Raw genomic sequence first — 23964 nt, forward strand, 5'->3', positions numbered from 1 at the left:
CGACAGTTACGGACGAAATCTGACAGTCCATCGAGGGGTAGCGCGGCCTTGGCGGGAATCGTCGTTCCGACCAGTGAGAAGCTCCCGCCCGGGCCACGCAGGGACCTGGTCGAAGCGCTGCACGGGCTGTACCGGGGCGCGGGCAAGCCCAGCCTCCGCGAGATCTCCCTCGGCATCAAGCAGCGCGACGAGCTGCCGACGACGGTGAGCCACGACACCGCGAGCCAACTGCTGCACGGCGTGGCCGTACCCGCCTGGGCACGGGTGGAGTCCATGGTCCGGTACCTGGCCGGCACCGCCGTCGGGCGGCAGAAGCCGGACCCGGAGGACGAGGTCGAACGCTTCCACCGGCTCTGGCTGGCCGCCGACGACGCGGACCGGGACGCTCCGGCGCCACCCCCCAAGGCGGGCACCACGGATGCGGCGCTACGGGAGGAGCTCCGGTCCACCGACCCGGAGCGCCGCATCGCCGCCCTCTACCGCCTGGAACGGCTCGCCTGGCGCACCCCGCCGCAGGACCAGGAGGCCACCGAGCCGTCCTGGCCGTCGATGCTGCGCGACTTCCTCCGGGAGGCCCGCCCACTCGGGGGTTCCACCAGCCCGGAGCCGGATCCGGCCGAGGACGTCCAGGTGGCGGTGCTGATCCTGGGCCGTCTGCCCGAGCGGTATTCCGGCGGCCACTTCAACCTTTCGCGGCTCGATCTCCGGAACCTGGTCTGGGACGGGGCCCGGTTGTGGCGGGCCAACCTGAGTTCGAGCCTGTTGTCGGGCAGTTCCCTGGAGTACGCGCAGCTGGGAGACGCCCGACTCGTGGAGGCGACCCTCACCGGTGTCGACCTGGACTCCGCCGATCTCACCTCGGCCGACCTCACCCGGTGCGATCTCTCCGGCACGACCATGGTGGACACCAGGATCCCGGACGCGAACCTGTCCGGCGCCGTCCTCACGGGAACGGAGCTGGTGGGCGCCTCGGCCCCCCAGGCCAGGCTGCGGGGGTGCAAGGCCTCGGGCGCCGACTTCCGCCACGCCGACCTGAGCGAGACCAGCTTCAAGTGGGCCGTCCTGACGAACTGCCACTTCGACCACGCCAAGCTCGCCAGCGCGGACCTCACCGGCGCGGTGCTGAGCGGCTGTTCCTTCGTCGGCGCCGACCTCTCCCGCGCGCGCTTCACCAAGCGCGGCCTCACCGAGGCCCAACTGACGCCGGCCCAGCTGCAGTCCATCAAGGTCGTACAGAACCCCGACTGACCGAACGCCCCCGACTGACGGCGTTCACGCGCCGCCGACCTTCCGCGCGATGCGGGCCGACTACAGCGCCGCCAGGTACGCCTCCAGGCGCTCGGCCAGTTCTTCCGGGTGGCCGAGCATCGGGAGGTGGTCGCCCGGCATCTCGTCCGGCCGGAGGCCGAGCCGGTCGTGGACGAGCCGGCGCAGGAAGGCGGGCGGGAAGAAGCGGTCGCCGGTGGCCAGCAGGAACCTGGTCGGCACCTGCGGCCAGGCCTCCAGGGGCCACGGTGTCCCGAACGGCGTGGCCGACTGGCGTCGCCCGTGCTCGGTGAGGAGTTCCTCCGCCAGGGCGGGCGGGGTGTCGTGCAGGAAGAGGGCGCGCTCGTCCTCCTCCGCGCCCTCTGCCACGCCCCTGCCGCGGTCGGACTCGCGGCGGGCCTCCGGATAGCCGGTGTTCTCCCACCACGCACCCGGCGTCTCCCCCGGCGCCGGCACCTGGGCCTGGAGCATGACCAGCAGGTCCACCGGCAGTCGCGCGCACACCAGTGGACCGGTGAAGCCGCCGAAGGAGTGCGCGACGACCACGAGCGGGCCGACCCGGCCGGAAGCCGACGACGACACCGCCGCCACCACCGCGTCCGCGTACTCGGCCAGCCCGGCCGTGTCGTCCTCGCACGGCAGGTCCGGCGCGACCACCTCGTGGCCCCGCCCCCGGAGCTCGGTCGCCAGCGACTCCCAGCACCAGGAATCGGCAGCCGCGCCGTGGATCAGCACGAACGTCGCCATGGAACAGTCCCCCTCGTACGCCGGTCAACTCCGGTCAACTCCGGTATGCCGGAACTCCCTTGCCGCGCGCGAGTGTACGACCCGCCTCCGACAGTCACCGGTGGACCTGCCCGCCTCCGCCCGGCCGCGCGCGGGAAGTCGGCCCCGCCGACTTCCCGCGCACAACAGCGCCGGCTCACAGGGTGCGGAACGCGCCCTCCACGGCCTCGCAGGTCTCGTCCAGGTCGTCCTCCGTCACGGCGGCCGAGACGAACCAGCAGGCCATCCCGTACGCGTTGACGTGGATCCCCCGGCGGAGCAGCTCGTGGCGGAACGCGTGGTGGCGGGCCTGGTCGCTGCGGAGCAGGTCCCGGTAGTGCCGGGTCGGCTCGCCGTCGGCGGTGAACACCACCTGGAACATCGCCCCCACCCCCTGGACCGCGCAGGGGACGCCCCGGTCCCGGGCGGCCCGCCGGACGGCCTCCATGATCCGTCGGCCGCTCTCCTCGATGTGCTTCACGGTGTCCGGCCGGTTCAGCCTGCGCAGCGTCACCAGCGAGGCCGTCGCGGACAGCGGCGAGGCGTTGTACGTGCCGCCGTGCTTCACCCGTCCCTCGGCCACCGGCTCCATCACCTCGCGCCGCCCCGCGAAGGCCGCGATCGGCAGGCCCCCGCCGAGCGCCTTGGCGTAGACGGCGAGGTCCGGCACGACCCCGAACAGCGCCTGGGCGCCGCCGGGGCCGGTGCGGAAGCCGGTGCAGACCTCGTCGAAGACCAGCACGATGCCGCGCGCCGTGCACTCCTCCCGCAGCAGCGCCAGGTATCCCGGCGCGGGCATGGTGCAGGCGTTGTTGGCGACGATCGGTTCGCAGACGACGGCGGCGAGTTCGCCCCGGTGGGCGTCCAGGACCGCGCGCAGCGCCCCGGGGTCGTTCCACGGGCAGACCACGACGTCGCCGACGACACCGGCCGGGATGCCGGCCGAGTGGGGCACGGAGCGCGGCGCGCCGTACGGCCCGGCCTCGGCGGGGTCGGGCCGGTTGGAGACGGCCAGGGTGTCCGACCAACCGTGGTAGTGGCCCTCGAACTTGAGGACCTTGGACCGCCCGGTGTACCCGCGGGCGGCCCGCACCGCCCCCTGCACCGCCTCGCTGCCCGAGTTGGCGAACCGGACCAGCTCCGCGCAGGGCACCATCTCCCTGATCAGCTCGGCGAGTTCGACCTCCACCGTGTTGCAGGTGCCGAACATCGTGCCGGCGCCCAGGACGGCGCCGAGCGCCTCGGCGAGCTGCCGGTCGGCGTGGCCCAGCACCGCGCTCCCGTAGCCGGCGAGGTAGTCCACGTACGTGTTGCCGTCGACGTCCCGGACCCGCGCGCCCGAACCGCCCACCAGGTAGAGCGGGTAGGGGTCCGGGCCGGTCGAGGTCAGCCGGGCGGAGGAGCTGACGCCGCCCGCCAGCGACTCCTTGGCCCGCTCGAACCACTGCCGGCTGCCGTCGGTCCGGCCCGGTACCGGGTCGGGGATATCCACGTGCGCCGGGCTGCGGCCGTTCGACTGCGCCGCCGGGTTACGGCCATTCATGTGCGACTCCTGTTTGGTCGAGGGTTGTCCGGGCACGCTCGGGGTGCCCTTCGTCGGGACGGGTTCCTGCCGGACGGCATCGCGAGCAGAGCAGAGCGGAGCAGAGGGGACGTGGGGCATGGCGGAGCGGACGGCGGTCGTCACCGGGGCGGGGCGCGGCATCGGGCGGGCGAGCGCGCTGGGCCTGCTGGCGGACGGCTGGACGGTGGTCCTGGTCGGCCGCCGCAAGGAGCCGCTCGCGGAGACGGCCGGGCTCGCCGCCCCCGCCGACCGCGACCGCGCCGTCCCCTTCCCCGCCGACATCACCGACCCGGTGGCCGTGGACGGCCTGTTCGAGTTCGTCGAGGAACGGTTCGGACGGCTGGACCTCCTGTTCAACAACGCCGCCGACGTCATGCCGTACACCCCGACCGAGGACGTGGCCGTCGAGGACTGGCACCGCGTGATGGACTCCATCGCCACCGGCACCTTCCTCTGCTCGCGCGCGGCCTTCCGGATCATGAAGCGTCAGACCCCGCGCGGCGGACGGATCATCAACAACGGCGCGCCTTCCGCACAGACGCCCCGCCCGGACTCCGCCGCCTTCACCGCCGCCAAGCACGCGGTGGCTGGGCTGACCCGCTCGCTGTCCCTGGACGGCCGCCGCCACGACATCTCCTGCGGCCAGATCGACATCGGGAACGTGACCCCGCCCGACCACCCCCAGCCGGCCGTCCTCCAGGCCGACGGCTCACGGCGGGTCGAACCGACCATGGACGTGCGGCACGTGGTCGACATGGTGCGGACCATGGCCGGACTGCCGCTCGGGGTGAACATCCAGTCCGTCCTGGTCATGCCCAGCGCCATGCCGTACGTGGGCCGCGGCTAGCGCCCGTCTTCCCAGGCCGACCGGGCGCCGCGCCGCCCCCGCACGGAACGTCGCGACACCGCCCTGACCCATGTTCCGTCCCCCGTCCGGTTGCCGCTGCCGTTCGACCAGCGTCGACCGCGGTTCACCGGGCCGTTGCCCGGATGTCCCCGCGACGCCGCCGAAGCCGACGCCCCGAAGCTTCTGTCCCACCCCGGCCCGAAGCAATCCGCCGACGCGGCGAACGGCCGAAAAGTCGTCTCCCCCTCCCGCGGTGCCCCTCGCGGCGCGATCATCGTGCCGACGCCCGGTCACCACCAGCCCGTTGGGGGAGCCCTTGTTCCGCGACACCCGCCCGCACGGCATCCGCATACCGACGCACCGCGAGACCGCCGAGGAGTGGGGCGAGCAGATCGCCGTGCTCCGCGACGCCCCGCGCGGGTGGCGCTTCCTGCTGGGGCGGCTGTCCTCCGACGGCTACCTCTGCCACCTCGACCTCAACTACCACCTGGACGGCGAACTCGTCGCCGTCGTCCAGACCTCGCGCCCCGTCCCGTCCGGCCACCGGGTGGGCTCCCTCACCACCCCACGGTCCCAACTCTCCACCTTCCTGGCGAATTCGGACCGCCTCGACCCCCGCATCCACCTCGCCCCGCCGGACGGCCCGCCCACCCCCGGCGAGGTCCGGCTCCACGGCGTCCCCGTCCCCGTCGAGGTCCACCGCAGCCACGGCTGCCGCAGCGCCCTGATCTCCCGGCTCCCCTCCCAGCCCGGCTACGCGATCGTCACCGCCGCGACCGAGCACTGGGCCACCGCCACCGACCTCGCCCTCCGGCCCCCGGCGGCGTTCTGACCACGCGGGCCCCTCAGCGGGTGTGCGCCCCGAAACAGGCGCGCGCCCGCGATCATTCCCCTGTCCGGGTGACGGACGATCACATTCGGCCCTCCTCGGCAGTTCCCGGACCAGGGGCGGAGGTTGGGGTTAGCCTGTGGACATGGTTGCAAACTACAAGGAAGAAGTAGCCATGCCCGACGCGGAGTTCGTCAGCGGTCCCGCTCTGATCCTCCAGACCCTCGCCGCCGATCCCGACCGGCAGGCCGTCGTCACCGCCGACGGCGCCGAGATCACCGCCGGCGAATTCGCCGCCGCCGGCTACCGCCTCGCCCACGAGCTGATCGCCCGGGGCGCCGCCCGCGGCACCACCGTGACCCTGCTGACCGGCAACACCCCCGAGGCCCTGAGTGCCCGGTACGCGGCGGGCCTCGCCGGCGCCCGGGTGGTGAACCTGTACGACGGCATGAGCACCCCGGTCCTGGCCGAGATCACGGCGAGCGTCGACACCACCGTGCTGCTCGTGGACGCCGAACGGTACGCCGAGGCCGCCGAGTTGCTCCCGCTGATCGACGTGCCGACCGTCCTCACCCTCGGCCCCGGACCCGGCGGCGACCCCGCCGCCCTCGGCGAGGACGTCATCGCCGCCTCCGCCCACCGCCCCGCCGAACCCCCGGACGTCCGGGTCGGGCCGGAGGACGACCTCAGCATCCGCCACACCGGCGGCACCACCGGCATCCCCAAGGGCATCCTCAGCCTGCACGGGCCGTACCGCCACATCTTCGACGCCCCGATCGGCAGCGACCCCGCCGCCGGCGCGCCCCGCCTCCTCGCCGCCACCCCGCTCGCCCACCTGGCCGGCATCTTCGCCGACCTGACCCTCCAGCACGGCGGCACGGTGGTCCTCCAGCGCTCCTTCGAGCCCGGCGCGGTCCTGGCCGCCATCGAGCGCGAGCACATCACCGACCTCTGGGTGCTGCCGCCGCTGCTCCACCAGCTGCTCGACCACCCGGCGATCGGCCGCACCGACCTGTCCAGCCTGCGGTACCTCTCCTACGGGGGCAGCGCCGCCTCACCGACCCGGATCCGCGAGGCGCTCAAGGTCTTCGGGCCGGTCCTGGTGGGCCTCTACGGGATGTCGGAGGCCCAGCTGATCTCCTTCCTCACCCCGCAGGAGCACGACCGGATCGGCCCCGGCGGCCAGGTCCCGGTCGGCCGCCCCGTCCCGGGCGTCGAGGTGGCGATCCGCTCCGACGACGGCACCGACCTGCCGACCGGCGAACAGGGCGGGATCCACCTGCGCTCCGACGCCGTCATGGCCGGGTACTGGAAGCGGCCCGACCTCACCGCCGCGGTGCTCCGGGACGGCTGGCTGAACACCGGGGACGTCGGCTACTTCGACGAGGACGGCTACCTCTACCTCTCCGACCGGGTCAAGGACCTGATCATCGTGGTCGGCGGCCACGTCTACCCCTCCGAGGTGGAGGACCTCCTGCTCACCCACCCGGCGGTCGCCCGCTGCGCCGTCTTCGGCGTCCGCGACGACCAGGAGGCGGAGCACGTCCACGTCGCCGTCGTCCCCGCCCCGGGGCAGCGGCCCGACCTGGACACCCTCCGCGCGTTCGTCACCGAGCGCAAGGGGCGGATCTTCGCCCCCGAGGTGCTGCACCTCGTCGACGAGATCCCGCTGACGCCCGTCGGCAAGCCGGACAAGAAGCGGCTGCGCGCGGCCGCCACGGCCTGAAGGCCCGCACCCGCCGGACCGCACCCGCCGGACCGCGCCGTGCGCGGCCACCAGGTGGCGGCCGGGGTGCGCGGCCGGAGTGGCGGCCGCACACCGAACCGGCACCGGTCCCCACGGGAATCCCCACCCGGCTTCACCCCAAGGTGGGGTTTGGCTCAACACGCCACGGGCCCCGTGCCGAGAAGCCAACGGGGTGGCGGCGCTGAGGGCCGCCACCCCGTCGGCTTCTCCCCTTCTCCCCCGCTACGGCTGCCGCGACCGCGCCAGCGCGTCGAGCGCCGCGGCGGCGGCCGGGTCCGGGCCGGGGGTGTAGACCTCCAACCGGTGGTCCGGCCGGTCGGGTTGGAGCCACACCTGGTACGTCACCTCCAGCGGCCCGACCGCCGGATGGTCCAGCGTCCTGCTGCCGAAGGTGCACTCCCGCACGTTCCCGCCCGCCCACCAGGCGGCGAACTCCGGGCTCTTCATGCTGAGTTCGCCGATCAGCCGGGCCAGCTCGCGGTCCTCCCCGTACCGCCCGGCGACCAGCCGCAGGTAGCCGACGTGGGTGCGGGCGTAGTGCTCCCAGTCCCGTTCGAGCGCGCGGGTGCGCGGGTCCAGGAACAGCAGCCGGCTCATCGACGGCCGGGTGGCCGGATCGTCCGGCGCCCCGTACGGGAGGTGTCCGGCGAGCAGCGCGTGGCCGAGCCGGTTCCAGGCGAGCACGTCGTTGCGGCGGCCGAGCAGCAGGGCGGGCACCTGGTCCAGCGAGGCGAGGAGGTGCACCGAGCGCGGGTCCGGCTGCTCGACCGGAGGGCGGCTCCGTACGGCCCGGGGCGGGCGGCGGGCGAGGTCGCCCAGGTGGGTGCGCTGGGTGGCGTCCAGGCGCAGGACGCGGGCGATCGCGTCGAGCACCTGGTCCGAGGCGTTGGTGCTGCGCCCCTGCTCCAGCCGGGTGTAGTAGGCGACGCTGATGCCCGCCAGCCCGGCCAGCTCCTCCCGGCGCAGCCCGGCCACCCTCCGGTGCTCGGCCGGCACGCGCAGGCCCAGCTCGGCCGGGGTGACGGCGGCGCGGCACAGGCGCAGGAACTCGCCCAGCTCGCTGTTGGCTCCCATGCCCACCGAGGCTACGGCGGAAGGTTTCCGCAGGCCAGCGCCGTGGGTGACCCTCCGAGGAGTAGGAACGACAGGTGGCTGGCCGGGGGCGCGCGGGGCGCCGGAGCATGGCCCCGTCCGGCCGCGCCCCGGCCCCGCCCCAGCCAAGGACCCTCCACCGCCATGCCCCCCGCCCTGCTCGCGCTCGCCGTCAGCGCCTTCGCCGTCGGCACCACCGAGTTCGTCACGAACGGCCTGCTGACCGCCCTCGCCACCGACTTCGACGTCACCGTCGCCCGCGCCGGGCTGGTCACCACCGCCTACGCCGTCGGCCAGGCCTGCGGTCCGGCGCTCGCCCTGCTCACCCTGCGGATGCCCCGCCGGCGCCTGCTCGTCCTGCTGATGCTGCTGTTCACGGCGGGCAACCTCGCCTCGGCCCTCGCACCGACCTTCGGCCTGCTCCTGGCCACCCGCTTCCTCACCGGGTGCACCCACACCGCCTTCTTCGGCGTCGCCTCCGTCGTGGCCTCCCGGCTCGTCCCGACGGCCCGGCGGGGAGCCGCGATCGCCCTGGTGTTCACCGGGCTGAGCCTGGCCAACGTGCTCGGCCTGCCGATCGGCACCCTGGCCGGGCAGGCCTGGGGCTGGCGCGGGGCGTTCGTGCTGGTCGCCGTGTTCGGCGCGGCGGGACTGCTCGGCCTGCTGCGGCTCCTCCCCCGCACGGACACCGCCCCCACCGACGCCCCCGCCTCCGCCGCGCCCTCGCTCCGCGCCGAACTGGCCGTCTTCGCAGGCCTCCGCCTCTGGCTGGCCCTCGCCGCGACGGCCGTCGGCTTCGGCGGGCTGTTCGCCTCCTTCACCTTCGTCCAGCCGATGCTGACCGCCGTCACCGGCTTCGGAACGGGCGACGTGGTCTGGCTGCTGGCCGTCTACGGCGCCGGGCTGGTCGCGGGCAACTGGCTGGCCGGCCGGGCCGCCGACCGCGCCCTCGTCCCGACGACGGCGGCCCTGTTCGCGGCCCTCGCCCTCACGCTCGCCCTCTTCACCGCCACCGTCCACCACAAGGGCGCGGCCGTGGCCACCCTCTTCCTGCTCGGCTTCTGCGGCTTCGGCCTGCTCACCCCGACCCAGGCCTACGTCCTGCGGGTCGCGGGCCGCGACTCCGCCCTGGTCGGCACCGCCAACACCGCCGCCTTCGGCGTGGGCATCACCCTCGGCTCCCTGCTCGGCGCCGCCGTCATCGAACACGGCGGCCCCCACCCCGGCACCGCCCTCCCCCTCACCAACCTCGCCGGCGCCGCCATGACGGCCCTCGGCCTGCTGGTCTTCGCCCTCTCCGCAGCAACCGGCCCCCGCCGCCCCGCCACCGCCGCTCCATCAACTCCCGGATGACGTCCACCGGTTCAGCCGGTCCGAACCGCTCAGCCGTCCTCGCGGCCGCGGAAGGCCCGACGGTACTCGCGGGGGGCGACGCCGACCCGGTCCACGAAGACCGGCCGCAGGGAGACCGCGGAGGCGAAGCCGCAGTGGGTGGCGACGGTGTCGACGGGCAGGTCGGTCTCCTCCAGGAGGCGCTGGGCGGTGAGGACGCGCTGGTCGAGGAGCCAGCGCATCGGGGTGGTGCCGGTGGTGGCGGTGAAACGACGGGCGAAGGTGCGTTCGGACATCAGGGCGGCGGCGGCCATCCGGCGCACCGTCCAGGGGGTGTCGAGGGAGGCCAGGACCTCGGCGCGGAGGCGGGCCAGCGGGTCGTCGCCGACGGCGGCGTCCGGGACCGGGGAGGGCAGGAACTGGTTCTGGCCGCCCGCCCGGAAGGGCGCGGTGACCATGGCGCGGGCGATGGTGGCGGCGGCCCGCTGGCCGTGGGCGGTGCGGACGAGGTGCAGGCAGAGGTCGATGCCCGCCGCGACGCCGGCCGAGGTCCACAGGCCGTCGCCGCCGGTGAAGAGCACCTCGGGCCGGACCGTCACCGCCGGGAAGCGGCGGGCGAGTTCGGGGGCGAGCGCCCAGTGGGTGGTGGCCTCGCGGCCGTCCAGCAGGCCGGCCTCGGCGAGGACGAAGGCGCCCGCGCAGAGCGAGGCGATCGGGACGCCCGCCGCGGCGACGGCCCGCAGGGCGCCCAGGACCTCCGGGGCGTGCCGGGCCCCCGGGTCCTCGACGCCCGGCACCACCACCAGGTCGCAGTCGGTGAGCGCGCCCAGGGCGTGGTCGGGGAGCCGCTCCAGCCCGCCGCCCAGCCGCACCCGGGCGCCCTCCGGCCCGCAGACCCGCAGGTCGAAGAGGGGCTGGCCGGGCCGGATGGCCCGGTTCGCCCACACCTCGCCGATCACGGCGTAGTCGAAGGCCCGGACACCGTCGAAGATCAGGCAACCCACCGTACGCATGGCAGGAATCTATCGATGGTCGGCATCTCCGCCCATCACGCCTCCCCGGCCCCGCCGACCACCATGGACGGCATGACGAACCTCGACGCCTTCGACGCCCCCCTCGCCCTCGACCCCGACGCCGTCCTGCTGCTCATCGACGTCCAGAAGGGCTTCGAGGCCCCCGCCTTCGGCCCCCGCGACAACCCGCAGGCCGAGCAGCGGATGGCCGAGCTGATCACCGCCTGGCAGGACACCGACCGCCCGATCGTCACCGTGCAGCACGACGGCCCGGGCACGCCGCTGGCCGGGGGCACCCCGGGGCACGACCTGAAGGACTTCGTCGCCGGGCTCACCCCGGCGCTGCACGTCACCAAGACCGTCAACAGCGCCTTCTACGGCACCCCCGACCTGCACGCCTGGCTGCAGGAGCGCGGCGCCCGGCAGGTGGTGGTCACCGGGATCATCACCAACGTGTGCTGCGAGACCACCGCCCGGATGGCCGGCAACCTCGGCTACGACGCGATCTTCCCCACCGACGCCATGCACTCCTTCGACATGGCCGGCCCGGACGGCACCACCATCCCGGCCGCCGACCTCGCCCGCGCCACGGCCGCCACCCTGCACGCGATGCGCTTCGCCAAGGTGGTGACCACCGAGGACGTCACCGGAGCCGCCCGGGCCTGAACAGCGGCTCGTAGGCGTCGCCCTCCTCGGCATTGAGCAGCACGTACGACGCCCCGGGGCCCAGCGCGAGCTCCCGCAGCCGCGCCAGGGCCCCGAAGGCCGGGGGACGTCGGGCCCGAGCGCGGCGGCCGGGGGGCCGCTGAGCCCGAGCGCGGCGGCGGAGTCGGCGCGGACGGCGTCGAGGAGGGGCACGGCGGCCAGCCTACGGACCGTCACCGACAGCGGGCCGCCACCGACGGCCGTCAGGCCGCCAGCCGCTCCGCCAGGTACTCCTCCCAGGTCCGCCGCCCGTGGTCGGCGCCCGCCGGGGCCAGGTTCTCCCCCGCCCGGTACGCCCGCCCGACCTTGCCCGGCACCCGGAGCGGCAGCCGCCGGCGGCTGCGGCCGCGCGCCGCGAGGTAGCCGCGGGTCAGCTCCTCCATCGCGTACACCGTCGGACCGGCCAGGTCGGGCACCGCCCCGGCCGGCTCGCCCAGCGCCAACTCCACCAGCCGGGCGGCGACTTCCCGTACGTCCACGGGCTGCCAGCGGACCCCGCCGGGGGCCGGGACGAGCGGCAGCCGGGCCGTCTTCTCCGCCACCGTGAACGCCAGGTCGTGGAACTGCGCGGCCCGCAGGACCGTGTACGGCAGGCCCGATTCGGCCACCGCCCGCTCGGCGGCGTGCTTGGCCCGGAAGTAGCCGAGCGGCAGCCGGTCCGCGCCGATCACCGAGATGTACACCAGGTGCCGCACCCCGGCCCGCCGGGCGGCGGCGACCAGCAGCCGGGTGGCGACGTCGTCGCCCTTGGGGCCGCCCGCGAGGTGCAGCACGGTGCCCACGCCCGCCAGCGCCTCGTCCAGCCGGGCGGCCGCCGTCGCCGGGTCGCCGAGCAGGTCGCCGCGCACGTACGCGACGCCACCGGCGTCCGGGCGCTCCCGCCGGCTGAGCACCCGCACCGGCAGGCCGGCCGCGCGCAGCAGCGGGACCACCTGCCGGCCCAGGGTCCCGGTACCTCCGGTGACCAGCACCGTGTTCTTCGTCATGACCGTCTCCGATTCGTCCCGGGAGGGGAGTTGATCTCCCCGCCGCGGCCGTTGTTGGGTGACTCCTGCTGCCCTGACCCCCGGCGACGAAGGAATGTGACACGTGGACGAGAAGGTGGACGGGGAATCCGCCCGGACCGCGCTCTTCGAGGAGCACCGCCCGCACCTGCGCGCGGTCGCGTACCGGATGCTCGGCTCGATCAGCGAGGCCGAGGACGCCCTCCAGGAGGCCTGGCTCCGCTACGACCGCACCGACACCGCCGGGGTGGACAACCTCGGCGGCTGGCTGACCACGGTGGTCTCCCGGGTCTGCCTGAACCTGCTGCGCACCCGCGCCCAGCGCCGCGAGGAGCCGCTGGAGCCCGCCGGGCCGGGCGGCGAGCCGGGCCCGCCGCGCATCCCGGACCCGCTGCTGCGGCGCGAGGGCGTGGTGGACCCGGAGCAGGAGGTGATGCTCGCGGACTCGGTCGGGCTGGCGCTGATGGTGGTGATGGAGTCGCTGTCACCGGCCGAGCGGGTCGCCTTCGTGCTGCACGACCTGTTCGCGGTGCCGTTCGAGGAGATCGCCCCGCTGATCGAGAAGACCGCCGCCGCCACCCGCCAGCTGGCCAGCCGGGCCCGCCGCAAGGTGCAGGGGCAGGCGCCCGCGCCCGACCCGGACCTCGGCCGGCAGCGGGCGGCCGTGGACGCGTTCTTCGCCGCCGCCCGCAACGGCGACCTGGACGCGCTGCTCGCCGTGCTCGACCCGGACGTGGTGCTGCGCTCGGACGGCGGCGCGCTGCTGGCCCGGCACACCGTGGTGCTCTCGGGCGCCGGCACGGTGGCCGGCCAGGCCGTCCTGTGGGGCACGCTGTCCCCGTTCGCCCGCCCGGCGCTGGTCAACGGCACCGCGGGCGCGGTGGTCATCGGCGACAACGGCCGGCCGCTGTCGGTCATGGCGTTCACCGTGGTGGACGGCGCGATCGTCGCGATCGACGTGCTCACCGACCCGGAGCGGCTGGCGGGCCTGGACCTCACCGACTTCCGGAACGGCTGACCCGGGAGGCGGGGCGGGGAGGGCGGCCGCGCCCTCCCCGGTCAAGCCCGGTCGGCCCTGCGTCCCCCCGGTCACCGCGCCACCCTGACCAGCCCCTGAGAGGACGTCACCAGCCCTGCGCGACCACCCAGTCGGCCAGCTTCCGGGCGCAGTCGTCCACCGCCTCCTTCCAGCTGTGCTCCGCACCGTCCCCGGCCTGGTCGCTGACGTGCTTGACCAGCCGCACCGGCAGCCCGGCGCGGTGGGCGACGGTGGCGACGGCGTAGCCCTCCATGTCCACCAGGTCGGCGTGCTCGGCGAGCCGGTCGCGGGCGTCCGTGTCGGAGACGAAGAGGTCGCCGGTGGCCAGCACCGGGCCGTCGCCCTTGCCGATCACCAGCGGGGCCCCGTACTCACGCCCGGTGAGCGCGTGCAGGGCGGCGGTGTCGAGGTCGTGCTGGATCACCTGGACCACGTGGTGGGTGCCCTCCCAGCCGGGGCGCAGCGCGCCGGCCGTACCGAGGTTGATCACCTCGGACGGCTTCTCGCCCTGCGCGAGGACGGTGGCCAGCGCGACGGCGGCGTTGACCTTCCCTATCCCGGTGAGCAGCACGGGCAGGCGGTCGTCCAGGTGGGCGGCCTCCTCGCGCACGGCGACGACGAGCAGCGGACGGTCGGGCGAGATCGTTCCAAGCAGGCGCATACCTCCATCGTACGGAGCGAGGGGTCGCCGCACCCGGGAAAGCCCGCCCGCAACCGGACCCCCGCGCTCCGCCCGGCCGGGGGAACCGCGTAGGGTGCGGCCCGCGTCGGACGGTTCGCCACCTCTCGGGACGACCGGCAGGAGACGACCGGCGGGAGCGGCACGAACCGTACGGGCCGTACGGACCGTACGGACCGTACGGGCCGCACCGACGGCGCCGACGGCACCGGCCGCGCCGGTGCCACGGGCCGTCCGGGGGACGTGCACGACATGCTCAAGATCGGCGCAAGTCAGGTGTGGTCGGGGGGAGTCACGGCCATACTGCTGCCATCGGTCGGGCCCCGGGGACGGGCCCGGCCCCAGGGGAGGATGAGGCGGGTGGCAACACCAGTAGGCAACGGCGCGTCCGGCGCCGCGTTCCCGGCACGGCCGAACCAGCTGCCGGGGGCGCCGGGCGCCGCGGTGGCGACGGCCGTGCCGGTGGCGGCGGCCGCACCGGGGGCACCGGCCGTCCCCGGATCGGCCCCGCTCGCGAAGTCCGGCGGGGCGCCCCCGGCGGCCAGACCCGGTGGGGCGCCCGAGAAGCGCCCTCCGGCGGCCGTCGCCACCGGCGTGCGCGCCCGGCTCGCACAGGCCACTCGCACGCCCCCAGGGCGGCTGCGACTGGCCGGCGTGGTGCTCGCGGTGCTCACCGTCACCTTCGGCGGGCTCACCGCCTGGCAGCTGGAGACCAGGGCGCAGGCCGCCGACCGGGTGGTCTCGTACAGCCAGCCGCTCAGCCGGGACGCCGCCGAGATCCACCGCAGCCTGGCCGACGCCGCCACCACCGCGGCGAGCGGCTTCCTGCTGGCCGGCGCCGAGCCCGACGCGGTCCGCACCCGCTACGAGCAGGACATCGCCACCGCCGCCAAGCTGATCGCCCAGGCCGCCGCCCGGACCACCGCGACCTCGCCCGCCCAGGGCTCGCTCTCCCGGCTGAACCAGCAACTCCCCGCCTACGCCGGCCTGGTGGAGACCGCGCGGGCCGACAACCGGCAGGGCATCCCGCTCGGCGGCGCCTACCTGCGGTACGCCTCCGAGCAGATGCAGACCGTGCTGCTGCCGGCCGCCGCCGAACTGGCCGCGGCCGAGAACCAGGAGCTGGCCGACGACTACGCCGAGGCCAAGGCGGTGCCGTGGGCGGCGTACGGCCTGGCGCTGGTCACCCTGGCCGCGCTGGCCTGGGTGCAGCTCACGCTGTTCCGCCGCACCAACCGGGTGTTCAACATCGGGCTGCTGGGCGCCACCGCCGCCGTCCTGGCCGGCGGGCTGTGGCTGGCCGTCACCGGTCTGACCACCAGCGCGGCGCTCAAGCGGAGCGTCCACGAGGGCGCGGCCCCGCTGAAGGCGCTCAACACCGCCCGGGCGGACGTGCTGACCGCCCGGCTGGCGGAGAACCTCCACTTCGTCGCCCGCGGCTCGACCACCAAGTACGCCGACCAGTGGACGAAGGCCGTCGGAGACCTCGCCGGCACCACGGACGTCCCGGCGGACCGGTCCGCCGGCTCGCTGCCGGAGGCCCTCCGCCTGGCCCCCTCGGCCGCCCAGCCGGGCGTCCGGGAGGCCGCCAAGCAGTTCGACGAGTGGCGCAAACGGCACGACGAGGCCCGGAAGCGGGAGGTGTTCGAGGCCGACTACCAGGGCGCACTGGAGGCCACCGTGACGGCCAAGGGCGACGCGGCCACCGCCGACGCCTCCTTCAACGCCACCGACAAGGCGCTCGCCCAGGCCGCCGACATCGAGCAGGACCGCTTCAAGCAGGCCGCCGAGGGCACCGGCGGGGACCTGCGCACCGCCGCCGTCGCCGCCGCGCTGCTCGGCCTGGTGGCCGCGGCCGCCGCGCTGCGCGGCCTGGGCCGGCGACTGGCCGAGTACCGGTAACGGGCAAGGGGGAGAGCGACCGATGCGCACCAGGGGTTTCAGGAGCTTCAGAGGTTCCAGTGGTTCCGGCGGTTCCGGGAGGAGGACCAGGCCCGCCGTCGCGGTGGCCCTGCTGGCGGCCGGCGCGGCCGTGCTCGCCGGGGGCGGCCCGGTCGGCGCCGCGCCGGCGGCCGTGCACCGGGCGAAGCAGGACCAGCAGGACCAGCAGGAGCAGGCCGACGGCTGCGACGTCACGAAGAGCGTGCCGCCGAGCACCGACGACGGCCCGGCCGTGAAGGCCATCAAGGCCAGGCGCAGCCTGGTGATCGGCGTGGACCAGAACAGCTACCGCTGGGGCGCCCGCAACCCGAACACCGGCCAGATCGAGGGCTTCGACATCGACCTCGCCCGGGCGATCGGCGCGGCCGTCATGGGCGACCCGGAGAAGGTGGTGCTCAAGCCGGTGGCCACGGCCGACCGGATCGACGCCATCAAGAAGGGCCGGGTCGACCTGATCGTCCGCACCATGACGATCAACTGCAAGCGGATGGAGGACGTCGCCTTCTCCAAGCCGTACTTCAACATCACCCAGCGCGTCCTGGTGCCGACGGCCTCGCCGGCGAAGAACATCGACGACGCCGTCAAGGACCAGCGGGTCTGCGCCGCCGCCGGCTCCACCGCGCTGACCGTGGTCACGGAGAAGAAGACCGCCCGGCAGGTCGTCACGGTGGAGAACCAGCTGGACTGCCTGGTCCTGATGCAGCTCGGCAAGGTCGACGCGACCATGACCGACAACGGCCTGGCGGCCGGTCAGGCCGCGCAGGACCAGACCGTGCGGATCGTGGACGGCGAGGCCCAGCCGGAGGTGGTCGGCGTCGCCATGCTGAAGGACAGCACCGACCTGACCGCCCGCGTCAACCAGGTCCTGGCCGACTACTACGCGCGCGGCGACTGGGCCCGTTCGTACGAGCACTGGCTCAAGCCGTACATGCTCAACGAGGCCGACCGCTACTGGCCGGGCACCCGCTGAGCCGGCGTCGGGGCCGCCCCGGGGTCCGCCCCGGGCCGGTCCGGGGGCGACGCGGGGGACGGCGCGGGGGAGGTAGCGCGCGGGCCGTCAGCGGGGCGTTGACGGTGCCTTGACGCCCCGCGCCCGCTCCGCCCGAACGGCCACCGGCTAGGGTTCGGGACGATCACCACGGGGAGACCGGTGGTGGACACGGGGGTTGTCGTGGGACCGCACGTCCGGTACGTCCAGCACGTCAGGCACGTCAGGAACGTCAGGCACGTCGGGATCGCACGCGAGGAAGGAAGGACACCGCGGTGGCGGCATCGGCTGGCCCGGTACTGAACCGGGAGGAGGTCGACCGCGCGCTCGCCCGCCTCGGCGCGGAGCGGGACGCGGTCGAGTCGGCGCTGCTCGCCCTCCAGGACCACTCGGGCCTGCGGCTGCTGGACGGCGCCGAGCTGTCCGGACGCACCCTGGAGCGCTGGTCCGTCGCCGGCAAGGGCCTGCCCCTGCTCTGGGCGCTGTTCGACCGCTACTCCGAGGCGCTGGCCTCGGCGCGCGCCGTCCGGGCCCGCAAGGCCAAGCCCGGCGCGCCCGAACTGGCCGAGCTGAGCGAACTGCTGACCGGCGACGCGGTGACCGTCCCCGGCGGGGTGGTGCCGGACGGCCCGCAGGTGCTCGGCGCGCCGGCCAGGCTGGTCGAGCGGATCAGCCTGGACGCGCTGATGGTCCGGATGAACTCCTGGTACGCCACCGTGCTGGAGGTGGTCAGCGCCGCCGACGCCGTCTGGTCGGCGCTGCCCGCCCGGATCGACCTGCTGCTGGCCGAGCTCCAGCGGGTGCGCACCCTCGCCGCCTCGCTCGGCGTGCGCACCGGGAGCCACCCGCTGGGCGACGACCTGGCCGGGATCGAGCAGGACCTCACCGGGCTGCGCGCCGAGGTGCACGGGGACCCGCTGGCGCTGTGGCGCCCGGCCCGGGTGCCCGCCCAGCGCGGCACCGTCCCGGAGGGCTCGGCCTTCGCCGGCCCGGCCGGGGTGGTCGACACCGAGCGGTTCGACCGGGCCGGGCGGGCGCTGGACGGCGTCCGGCTGGAGCTGGAGGACCTGCTGCGGCTGCGCGACGAGGCCGAGGAGCGCCTCCAGGGCGTCGGCGACCTCCTCCAGCGGGCCGACGCCACCCTGGCCGAGGCCCGCCGGGCGCGCGGCGAGGTGCTGGCGAAGATAGCGTCCAGCGACGTCCCGGCGGTGCCCGGACCGGCCTCGGCGCTGCGCGAACGGATCGTCGCGGCCCTGGACCTGCGCCAGGCCGGGCAGTGGGGCCGGCTGGCGCCGCTGCTGGACACGCTGGAGGACGCCGCCGCCAAGGAGCTGGGCCGGGCCCGGCAGTCGCTCACCGAGGTGACCCAGCCGCTGGCCGTCCGGGCCGAGCTGCGCGGCCGGCTGGACGCCTACAAGGCGATGGCGGCCCGGCTGCGGGTCTCCGAGGACCCGGAAGTGATCGAACGGTACGAGAAGGCGCGCTGGCTGCTGTGGAGCGCGCCCTGCGACCTGCGGGCGGCGGCCGCCGCGGTGGCCCGGTTCCAGCAGTCGCTGCGCCCGGCCCAGACCGAGGCCGGGCAGGCACAGGAGGCGGCCGGCCAGGAGCCGGCCGACGGACAGGTCCAGGGGGGCTGAGGGTGATGGGCGGGACGTGCGAACGGCCGGAGTGCTCCGGCAGCGGCAGGATCGACGCCGACGGCTACTGCGACGAGTGCGGGCTCGCCCCGGCGGGCGGAACCACCGCGACGACCGGAGCGGCGGCGGGGGCACCGGGCGCGGGGGCGACAGGGGCCACGGGGGCACCGGTGGCGGGGGCACCGGCGGCCGCCGGCCCCGGCGCGCCCTGCCCGCGCGACTGCTCCGGCACCATCGACCCGGACGGCTACTGCGACGAGTGCGGCCTGACCCCGCCCGGCGGTGACACCGGCGTCACCCAGCCCCACGTCCCCTCCGCCCGAGTCTCCCCCGGCCCTGGCCGGAACGGCTCCGGCCACGACGGCTCGGCCCGCTCGCTGTCGGTCCGCACCAGCTCGGCCCGCTCGATGTCCGGCCGCTCCCGCTCGCACCGCTCGACCCGCACCGGCAGCAGCCGCTCCCTCTCGGTCCGCTCCACCCGGGGCGGCTCCACCGCCGGCACCCGCAACCGGCTGGGCGCCGGCCTGGTCACCGTGCCGACCGTCGAGGCGGCCGACCCGTCCCAGGCGGTGCTGGCCAACCCCGAGGTGCCCGAGCGCAAGCGGTTCTGCTCCAAGTGCGAGACCCCGGTGGGCCGGGAGAAGAACGGCCGCCCCGGCCGCCCGGACGGCTTCTGCACCAAATGCGGCACGCCGTACTCGTTCACGCCCAAGCTGCGCCGCGGCGACCTGGTCGGCGGGCAGTACGAGGTGGTGGGCTGCCTGGCGCACGGCGGGCTCGGCTGGATCTACCTGGCGGTGGACCGGCGGGTCCACGACAAGTGGGTGGTGCTCAAGGGCCTGCTGGACACCGGGGACGAGGACGCGCTCGCGGCGGCCGTCGCCGAGCGGCGGTTCCTGGCCGAGGTGGACCACCCGAACATCGTCCGGATCATCAACTTCGCCGAGCACCCGGACCTGCGCACCGGCTCCACCGACGGCTACATCGTGATGGAGTACGTCGGCGGGAAGTCGCTCAAGGACATCGCCAACGAGCGCCGCACCGCGGACGGCCGGCGCGAACCGCTGCCCGTCGAGCAGGGGATCGCGTACGCGCTGGAGGCGCTGCCGGCCCTGGGCTACCTGCACGGCCGGGGCCTGGTGTACTGCGACTTCAAGATCGACAACGTGATCCAGAGCGGCGACACGCTCAAGGTCATAGACATGGGCGCGGTCCGCCGCTTCGACGACGACGGCCCGATCTACGGCACCATCGGCTACCAGGCCCCGGAGATCGCCACCGACGGCCCCTCCGTCGCCTCCGACCTGTACACCGTGGCCCGCACCCTCGCGGTGCTCACCTTCGACTTCCAGGGCTACAGCGGCACCTACCGCGACTCGCTGCCCGGCCCGGAACAGGTCGAGGTCTTCGCCAGGTACGAGTCGTACTACCGCTTCCTGGTCCGCGCCACCGACCCGGACCCGGCCCGCCGCTTCGCCTCCGCCGAGGAGATGGCCGACCAGCTCACCGGCGTGCTGCGGGAGGTCCTGGCCCTCCAGGACGACCGGCCCCGGCCCGCGCCCTCCACCCTGTTCGGCCCCGAACTGCGCGTCGTGGACACCGAGTTGGTCCTGCCCACCGAACAGGCCGGGCAGCTCCGGGTGGCCCCCCTGGACCCGGCCGCCGCCGCCCTCGCACTGCCCGTCCCCCGGGTCGACCCCGGCGACCCGAACGCGGGCTTCCTCGCCGTCCTGGTCACCCCCGACCCCGAGGAGACGCTCGCCGCACTGGCCGCCGCGCCCGCCGTCTCGGTCGAGAGCCGGCTGCGCGAACTGCGCGCCCTGCTCGAACTCGGCCGCCACGACGACGCGGTGAACCGCCTCACCGAGCTGGAGCGGGACCAGCCGGACGACTGGCGGGTGGTCTGGTACCGCGGGCTGACCGCCCTCGTCGGCAGTGAGGCCCCGCCCCGAGCCGAAGGGCGCGCCGGCGCCGAAAGCGAGGAGCGCGGGAGCGACGAAGGAGCGAGGGAGCGACGACCGTCGGCGCCGGGCCAGGAGCGCCCGGAGGCGAGCGGGCGAGTCACTGACCTCCGGGCCGCCGCGGAGGCCTTCGACGCCGTCTACGACGCCTTCCCCGGCGAGGCCGCCCCCAAGCTGGCCCTCGCCATCTGCGCCGAGCTGCTCGGCGACGGCGGCGACGCGGCCGAGTTCTACCGGCTGGTGTGGGCCACCGACCACGCCTACCTGAGCGCCGCCTTCGGGCTGGCCCGGGTCCGGCTGGCCGAGGAGGACCGGACCGCCGCGGTCCGCGTCCTGGAGACCGTCCCGGCCACCTCCAGCCACTACACCGCCGCCCGGATCGCCGCCGTCCGGGCCCGGCTGCGCGAGCGCCGGACCACCGACGACCTGGCCGCCGACCTCGGCGCGAGCTCCGCCCAGCTGACCGCGCTGCGGCTGGACGCCCGCCGCCGCGAGGAGCTCGCCGTCGAGGTGCTCGACACGGCCCTCGGCTGGGTCGGCGCCGAGGAGGCGGCCGGCCGGCGCTCCACCGACCTGGTGGTACTGGGACGTCCCGCACAGGAGCGGGAACTGCGCTTCGCCCTGGAACAGTCCTACCGGGTACTCGCCCGGTTGGCCGACCGGGCGGAGACCAGGATCGAGATGGTGGAACGGGCCAACCGTGCCCGTCCCAGGACGTGGGTGTAGCAGATGCCGCAGCAGACCGAGTGCCCGAGCTGTTCGGAGCCGATGGACCAGGAGGACGCCTACTGCGGCTCCTGCGGGACCGGCCGGGACGGCCGGGCGGCCCCCGGCTCGATGCCCACGAGCTGGGCCGCCGCCCGCGGCGAGGCCGTACCGTCGCCGCGCGGGCAGGTCTGCGTGCACTGCGGGCAGCCGCAGGTCGCCCCGGACGGCTACTGCGAGGGCTGCGGCAGCGCCCAGCCGCGCCCGCGCGACCACATGGAGAAGGCGCTCGGGGGCGTCGCCGGGGTCAGCGACCGCGGCGTGCGCCACCACCGCAACGAGGACTCCTTCACCGTCGCCGCGACCTCGCTGCCCGGCGGCGAGCCGGTCGTGGTCGCCGTGGTGTGCGACGGCGTCTCCTCCTCCGACCGCCCGGACGAGGCCTCGGAGACCGCCGTGGACGCCGCCTCCGAGTCGCTGCTGACCGCCCTGGAGGCCGGCCGGGACCCGAACTCGGCGATGCGCCAGGCCGTCGCCGACGCCGCCGACGCGGTCGCCGGCCTCGCCACCGACGGCGCCGGCCCCACCCGGCCCGACCTCAACGCGCCCGCCTGCACCTTCGTCAGCGCGATAGCCGCGGGCGGCCGGGTCACCATCGGGTGGGTCGGCGACACCCGGGCGTACTGGATCCCGGACGACCGCGCCGCCGCCGAGCCGTTCCGGCTCACCCAGGACGACTCCTGGGCGGCCCGGATGGTCGAGGCCGGGCTGATGAGCGAGGCCGAGGCCTACGCCGACCCCCGCGCGCACGCGATCACCGGCTGGCTCGGCGCCGACGCCGAGGAGGTCGTGCCGCACACCCTCGACTTCACCCCGCACGTCCCCGGGGTGGTGCTGATCTGCACCGACGGGCTGTGGAACTACGCCGAGGCGGCCACCGACCTGGCGTACTACGTGCGCCCGGACGCCCGCACCGAACCGCTCGCCACGGCGCAGACCCTGGTGAAGTTCGCGGTCGCGGCCGGCGGCCACGACAACATCACCGTCGCCGTGCTGCCGATCGACCCGCCCGCCGCCGCCCTCGAGGCGGCCGAGGAGACCCCCACCGCGTTCGACCTGCCGGTGATCGCTCCGCGCGCGGCCGCCCGGCCGGCCCCGGAGGAGGACGAGGACTACGAGCCGACCCTGCCGGACCTCCCGGTGATCGGCTCCGCCGCCGCCCCGCTGCCCCCGGCCCCGCCCGTACCCCCGGTCCCCCCGGCGCCGTCCGTCCCGCCGACCGCGCCCGCCGTTCCGCCCGTCCCGCCGCAGCCGCCGCACCCGCCGCACCCGCCGACGGCCTGACCCGACCACCCGCCGGACGCTCCGGCGGCACGGCCCGCCGGCCCCGCCCGGCGGGCCGCCCCACCGTCCTGAGCACGTCCACCCCTCACCCGACGGGAGCCGACCGCCCCATGGCAACACTGGCGAAGCCGAACCTGCCCAGGTTCAACGTGGAGATCTTCCAGAACGAGTACCTGGCCGACGGCGCCCGCGAGGTCAACGCCATCGTCACCGTCACGGCGACCGGCGGCGGCACCTCGGGCGGCCGGCCCCTCGGCTTCGCCGACGCCACCGCGGCGGGCGCCGGCACCGCGGCGGCCGTGGTCGTCCTGGTGGACTGCTCTGGCTCGATGGACTACCCCAAGACCAAGATCAACGGCGCCCGCGAGGCCACCGCCGCCGCCATCGACGCGCTGCGCGACGGCACCGCCTTCGCCGTCGTCGCCGGCACCCACGAGGCCCGCGACATCTACCCCGGCGACGGCACCCTCGCCACCGCCTCCGCCACCACCCGCGCGCAGGCCAAGGAGTCGCTGCGCCGGCTCACCGCGGCCGGCGGCACCGCGATGGGCACCTGGCTGGCCAAGGCCGACCAGCTCTTCCTCACCCGCCGCGACATCGCCATCCGGCACGCCGTCCTGCTCACCGACGGCAACAACGAGCACGAGTCGGCCGAGGACCTGGCCCGCACCGTCGAACGGGTGACCGGCCACTTCACCGCCGACTGCCGCGGCGTGGGCACCGACTGGCGGATCGACGAGCTGCGCCGCATCTCCTCGGCGCTGCTCGGCACCACCGACATCGTCGCCGAGCCCTCCGGCCTGGCCGAGGACTTCCGCTCGATGATGGCCGGCGCGATGGGCAAGCAGGTCGCCGACGTCGCGCTGCGGATCTGGACCCCGGCCAACGCCAGGGTCCGGTTCGTCAAGCAGGTCGCCCCCGCGGTCGAGGACCTGAGCTCCCGCCGCACCGAGGCCGGCCCCCGGGCCGGCGACTACCCCACCGGCTCCTGGGGCGACGAGAGCCGCGACTACCACGTCTGCGTCGAGGTGCCGGCCGCCTCGGTCGGCAACGAGATGCTGGCGGCCCGGATCAGCCTGGTGCTGCCCGAGCAGGTCGCCGGCGGCACCCCCGAGGTGCTCACCCAGGGCCTGGTCAAGGCGGTCTGGACCGACGACCTGGCCTCCTCCACCCGGATCAGCCCGCAGGTCGCCCACTACACCGGGCAGGCCGAACTCGCCTCCTCCATCCAGGAGGGCCTGGAGGCCCACCGGGCCGGGGACGTCGACCGGGCGACCGCCAAGCTGGGCGCCGCCGTCCGGATCGCCCACGCGACCGGGAACGAGGGCACCTACAAGCTGCTCCAGAAGGTGGTGGACGTGGTGGACCCGAAGGAGGGTACGGTTCGGTTCCGTAAGAACGTGAGCGAGGCCGACTCGATGACCCTTGAGACCCGGTCGACCAAGACGGTACGTGTGAAGAAGTGACCGCTGAAGACGTGACCGGGCCGGCACCCCGGCGCGACGC

19 protein-coding genes are annotated in these 23964 nt (G+C 75.2%); 13 read left to right on the plus strand and 6 right to left on the minus strand.

Translation table 11 applies throughout. The annotated features are described in order from the left end of the window. Window positions 1-48 precede the first annotated feature (48 nt). Entirely contained in the window at window positions 49-1248 is a 1200-nt protein-coding gene (locus tag ACWDCZ_RS15920) for a pentapeptide repeat-containing protein (RefSeq protein ID WP_387974840.1), read from the plus strand. Window positions 1249-1308: 60 nt separating this feature from the next. Here ACWDCZ_RS15920 and ACWDCZ_RS15925 read toward each other — a convergent pair whose 3' ends face one another. Beyond that, window positions 1309-2013 (minus strand): alpha/beta fold hydrolase, encoded by a 705-nt coding sequence (locus ACWDCZ_RS15925; RefSeq protein ID WP_449816181.1) that lies wholly within the window; start codon window positions 2011-2013, stop codon window positions 1309-1311. Between the two features lie 175 nt (window positions 2014-2188). Beyond that, complete coding sequence (locus ACWDCZ_RS15930; RefSeq protein WP_449816182.1) at window positions 2189-3574, minus strand: aspartate aminotransferase family protein; 1386 nt, start codon at window positions 3572-3574, stop codon at window positions 2189-2191. Window positions 3575-3692: 118 nt separating this feature from the next. Here ACWDCZ_RS15930 and ACWDCZ_RS15935 point away from each other — a divergent pair, with 118 nt between their 5' ends. The 3 genes from ACWDCZ_RS15935 to ACWDCZ_RS15945 all read left to right on the plus strand — a co-directional run bounded on the left by ACWDCZ_RS15935 (window position 3693) and on the right by ACWDCZ_RS15945 (window position 6997). Next, window positions 3693-4442: an SDR family oxidoreductase gene (locus ACWDCZ_RS15935; RefSeq protein ID WP_074005568.1), complete on the plus strand. Its 750-nt coding sequence runs from the start codon at window positions 3693-3695 to the stop codon at window positions 4440-4442. A gap of 304 nt (window positions 4443-4746) precedes the next feature. Further along, window positions 4747-5274, plus strand: a complete 528-nt coding sequence (locus ACWDCZ_RS15940; RefSeq protein ID WP_159028323.1) for a hypothetical protein — start codon at window positions 4747-4749, stop codon at window positions 5272-5274. Between the two features lie 172 nt (window positions 5275-5446). Beyond that, window positions 5447-6997 carry an AMP-binding protein gene (locus ACWDCZ_RS15945; RefSeq protein WP_449816183.1) on the plus strand — a complete coding sequence of 517 codons (1551 nt, stop codon included), beginning with the start codon at window positions 5447-5449 and terminating at the stop codon, window positions 6995-6997. A gap of 243 nt (window positions 6998-7240) precedes the next feature. Here the strand turns inward: ACWDCZ_RS15945 and ACWDCZ_RS15950 are convergent, their stop codons facing one another. Next, window positions 7241-8092 carry a helix-turn-helix domain-containing protein gene (locus ACWDCZ_RS15950; protein ID WP_449816184.1) on the minus strand — a complete coding sequence of 284 codons (852 nt, stop codon included), beginning with the start codon at window positions 8090-8092 and terminating at the stop codon, window positions 7241-7243. Between the two features lie 162 nt (window positions 8093-8254). On the opposite strand from ACWDCZ_RS15950, the gene ACWDCZ_RS15955 reads away from it, so the two are divergent. Further along, complete coding sequence (locus ACWDCZ_RS15955; RefSeq protein ID WP_449816185.1) at window positions 8255-9463, plus strand: MFS transporter; 1209 nt, start codon at window positions 8255-8257, stop codon at window positions 9461-9463. A 29-nt stretch (window positions 9464-9492) separates the two neighbouring features. Here the strand turns inward: ACWDCZ_RS15955 and ACWDCZ_RS15960 are convergent, their stop codons facing one another. After that, window positions 9493-10455 (minus strand): GlxA family transcriptional regulator, encoded by a 963-nt coding sequence (locus ACWDCZ_RS15960; protein ID WP_449816186.1) that lies wholly within the window; start codon window positions 10453-10455, stop codon window positions 9493-9495. Window positions 10456-10470: 15 nt separating this feature from the next. Here ACWDCZ_RS15960 and ACWDCZ_RS15965 point away from each other — a divergent pair, with 15 nt between their 5' ends. After that, on the plus strand, window positions 10471-11121 hold the full coding sequence (locus ACWDCZ_RS15965; RefSeq protein ID WP_338016376.1) for a cysteine hydrolase family protein: 651 nt from the start codon (window positions 10471-10473) through the stop codon (window positions 11119-11121). Window positions 11122-11363: 242 nt separating this feature from the next. On the opposite strand, the gene ACWDCZ_RS15970 is transcribed toward ACWDCZ_RS15965, so the two are convergent. Next, complete coding sequence (locus ACWDCZ_RS15970; RefSeq protein WP_449816187.1) at window positions 11364-12146, minus strand: SDR family oxidoreductase; 783 nt, start codon at window positions 12144-12146, stop codon at window positions 11364-11366. 103 nt (window positions 12147-12249) lie between these two features. On the opposite strand from ACWDCZ_RS15970, the gene ACWDCZ_RS15975 reads away from it, so the two are divergent. After that, on the plus strand, window positions 12250-13182 hold the full coding sequence (locus ACWDCZ_RS15975) for a sigma-70 family RNA polymerase sigma factor (protein WP_388046108.1): 933 nt from the start codon (window positions 12250-12252) through the stop codon (window positions 13180-13182). A 106-nt stretch (window positions 13183-13288) separates the two neighbouring features. Here ACWDCZ_RS15975 and ACWDCZ_RS15980 read toward each other — a convergent pair whose 3' ends face one another. Beyond that, window positions 13289-13864, minus strand: coding sequence for a nucleosidase (locus ACWDCZ_RS15980; protein ID WP_049649370.1), 576 nt, complete (start codon window positions 13862-13864; stop codon window positions 13289-13291). A gap of 378 nt (window positions 13865-14242) precedes the next feature. Here ACWDCZ_RS15980 and ACWDCZ_RS15985 point away from each other — a divergent pair, with 378 nt between their 5' ends. The 6 genes from ACWDCZ_RS15985 to ACWDCZ_RS16010 all read left to right on the plus strand — a co-directional run bounded on the left by ACWDCZ_RS15985 (window position 14243) and on the right by ACWDCZ_RS16010 (window position 23924). Beyond that, entirely contained in the window at window positions 14243-15784 is a 1542-nt protein-coding gene (locus tag ACWDCZ_RS15985) for a hypothetical protein (RefSeq protein ID WP_449816188.1), read from the plus strand. A 22-nt stretch (window positions 15785-15806) separates the two neighbouring features. Further along, a complete protein-coding gene (locus ACWDCZ_RS15990; RefSeq protein WP_449816189.1) occupies window positions 15807-16793 on the plus strand; it encodes a glutamate ABC transporter substrate-binding protein in 987 nt (328 codons plus the stop codon). A 293-nt stretch (window positions 16794-17086) separates the two neighbouring features. Further along, window positions 17087-18448, plus strand: a complete 1362-nt coding sequence (locus tag ACWDCZ_RS15995) for a hypothetical protein (RefSeq protein WP_234348701.1) — start codon at window positions 17087-17089, stop codon at window positions 18446-18448. 5 nt (window positions 18449-18453) lie between these two features. Continuing rightward, a complete protein-coding gene (locus tag ACWDCZ_RS16000) occupies window positions 18454-21135 on the plus strand; it encodes a tetratricopeptide repeat protein (protein WP_449816190.1) in 2682 nt (893 codons plus the stop codon). A 3-nt stretch (window positions 21136-21138) separates the two neighbouring features. After that, window positions 21139-22458 (plus strand): protein phosphatase 2C domain-containing protein, encoded by a 1320-nt coding sequence (locus tag ACWDCZ_RS16005; RefSeq protein ID WP_449816191.1) that lies wholly within the window; start codon window positions 21139-21141, stop codon window positions 22456-22458. 110 nt (window positions 22459-22568) lie between these two features. After that, window positions 22569-23924, plus strand: a complete 1356-nt coding sequence (locus tag ACWDCZ_RS16010) for a vWA domain-containing protein (protein WP_049660919.1) — start codon at window positions 22569-22571, stop codon at window positions 23922-23924. Window positions 23925-23964 lie beyond the last annotated feature (40 nt).

This window comes from Kitasatospora sp. NPDC001225 (assembly GCF_053597855.1).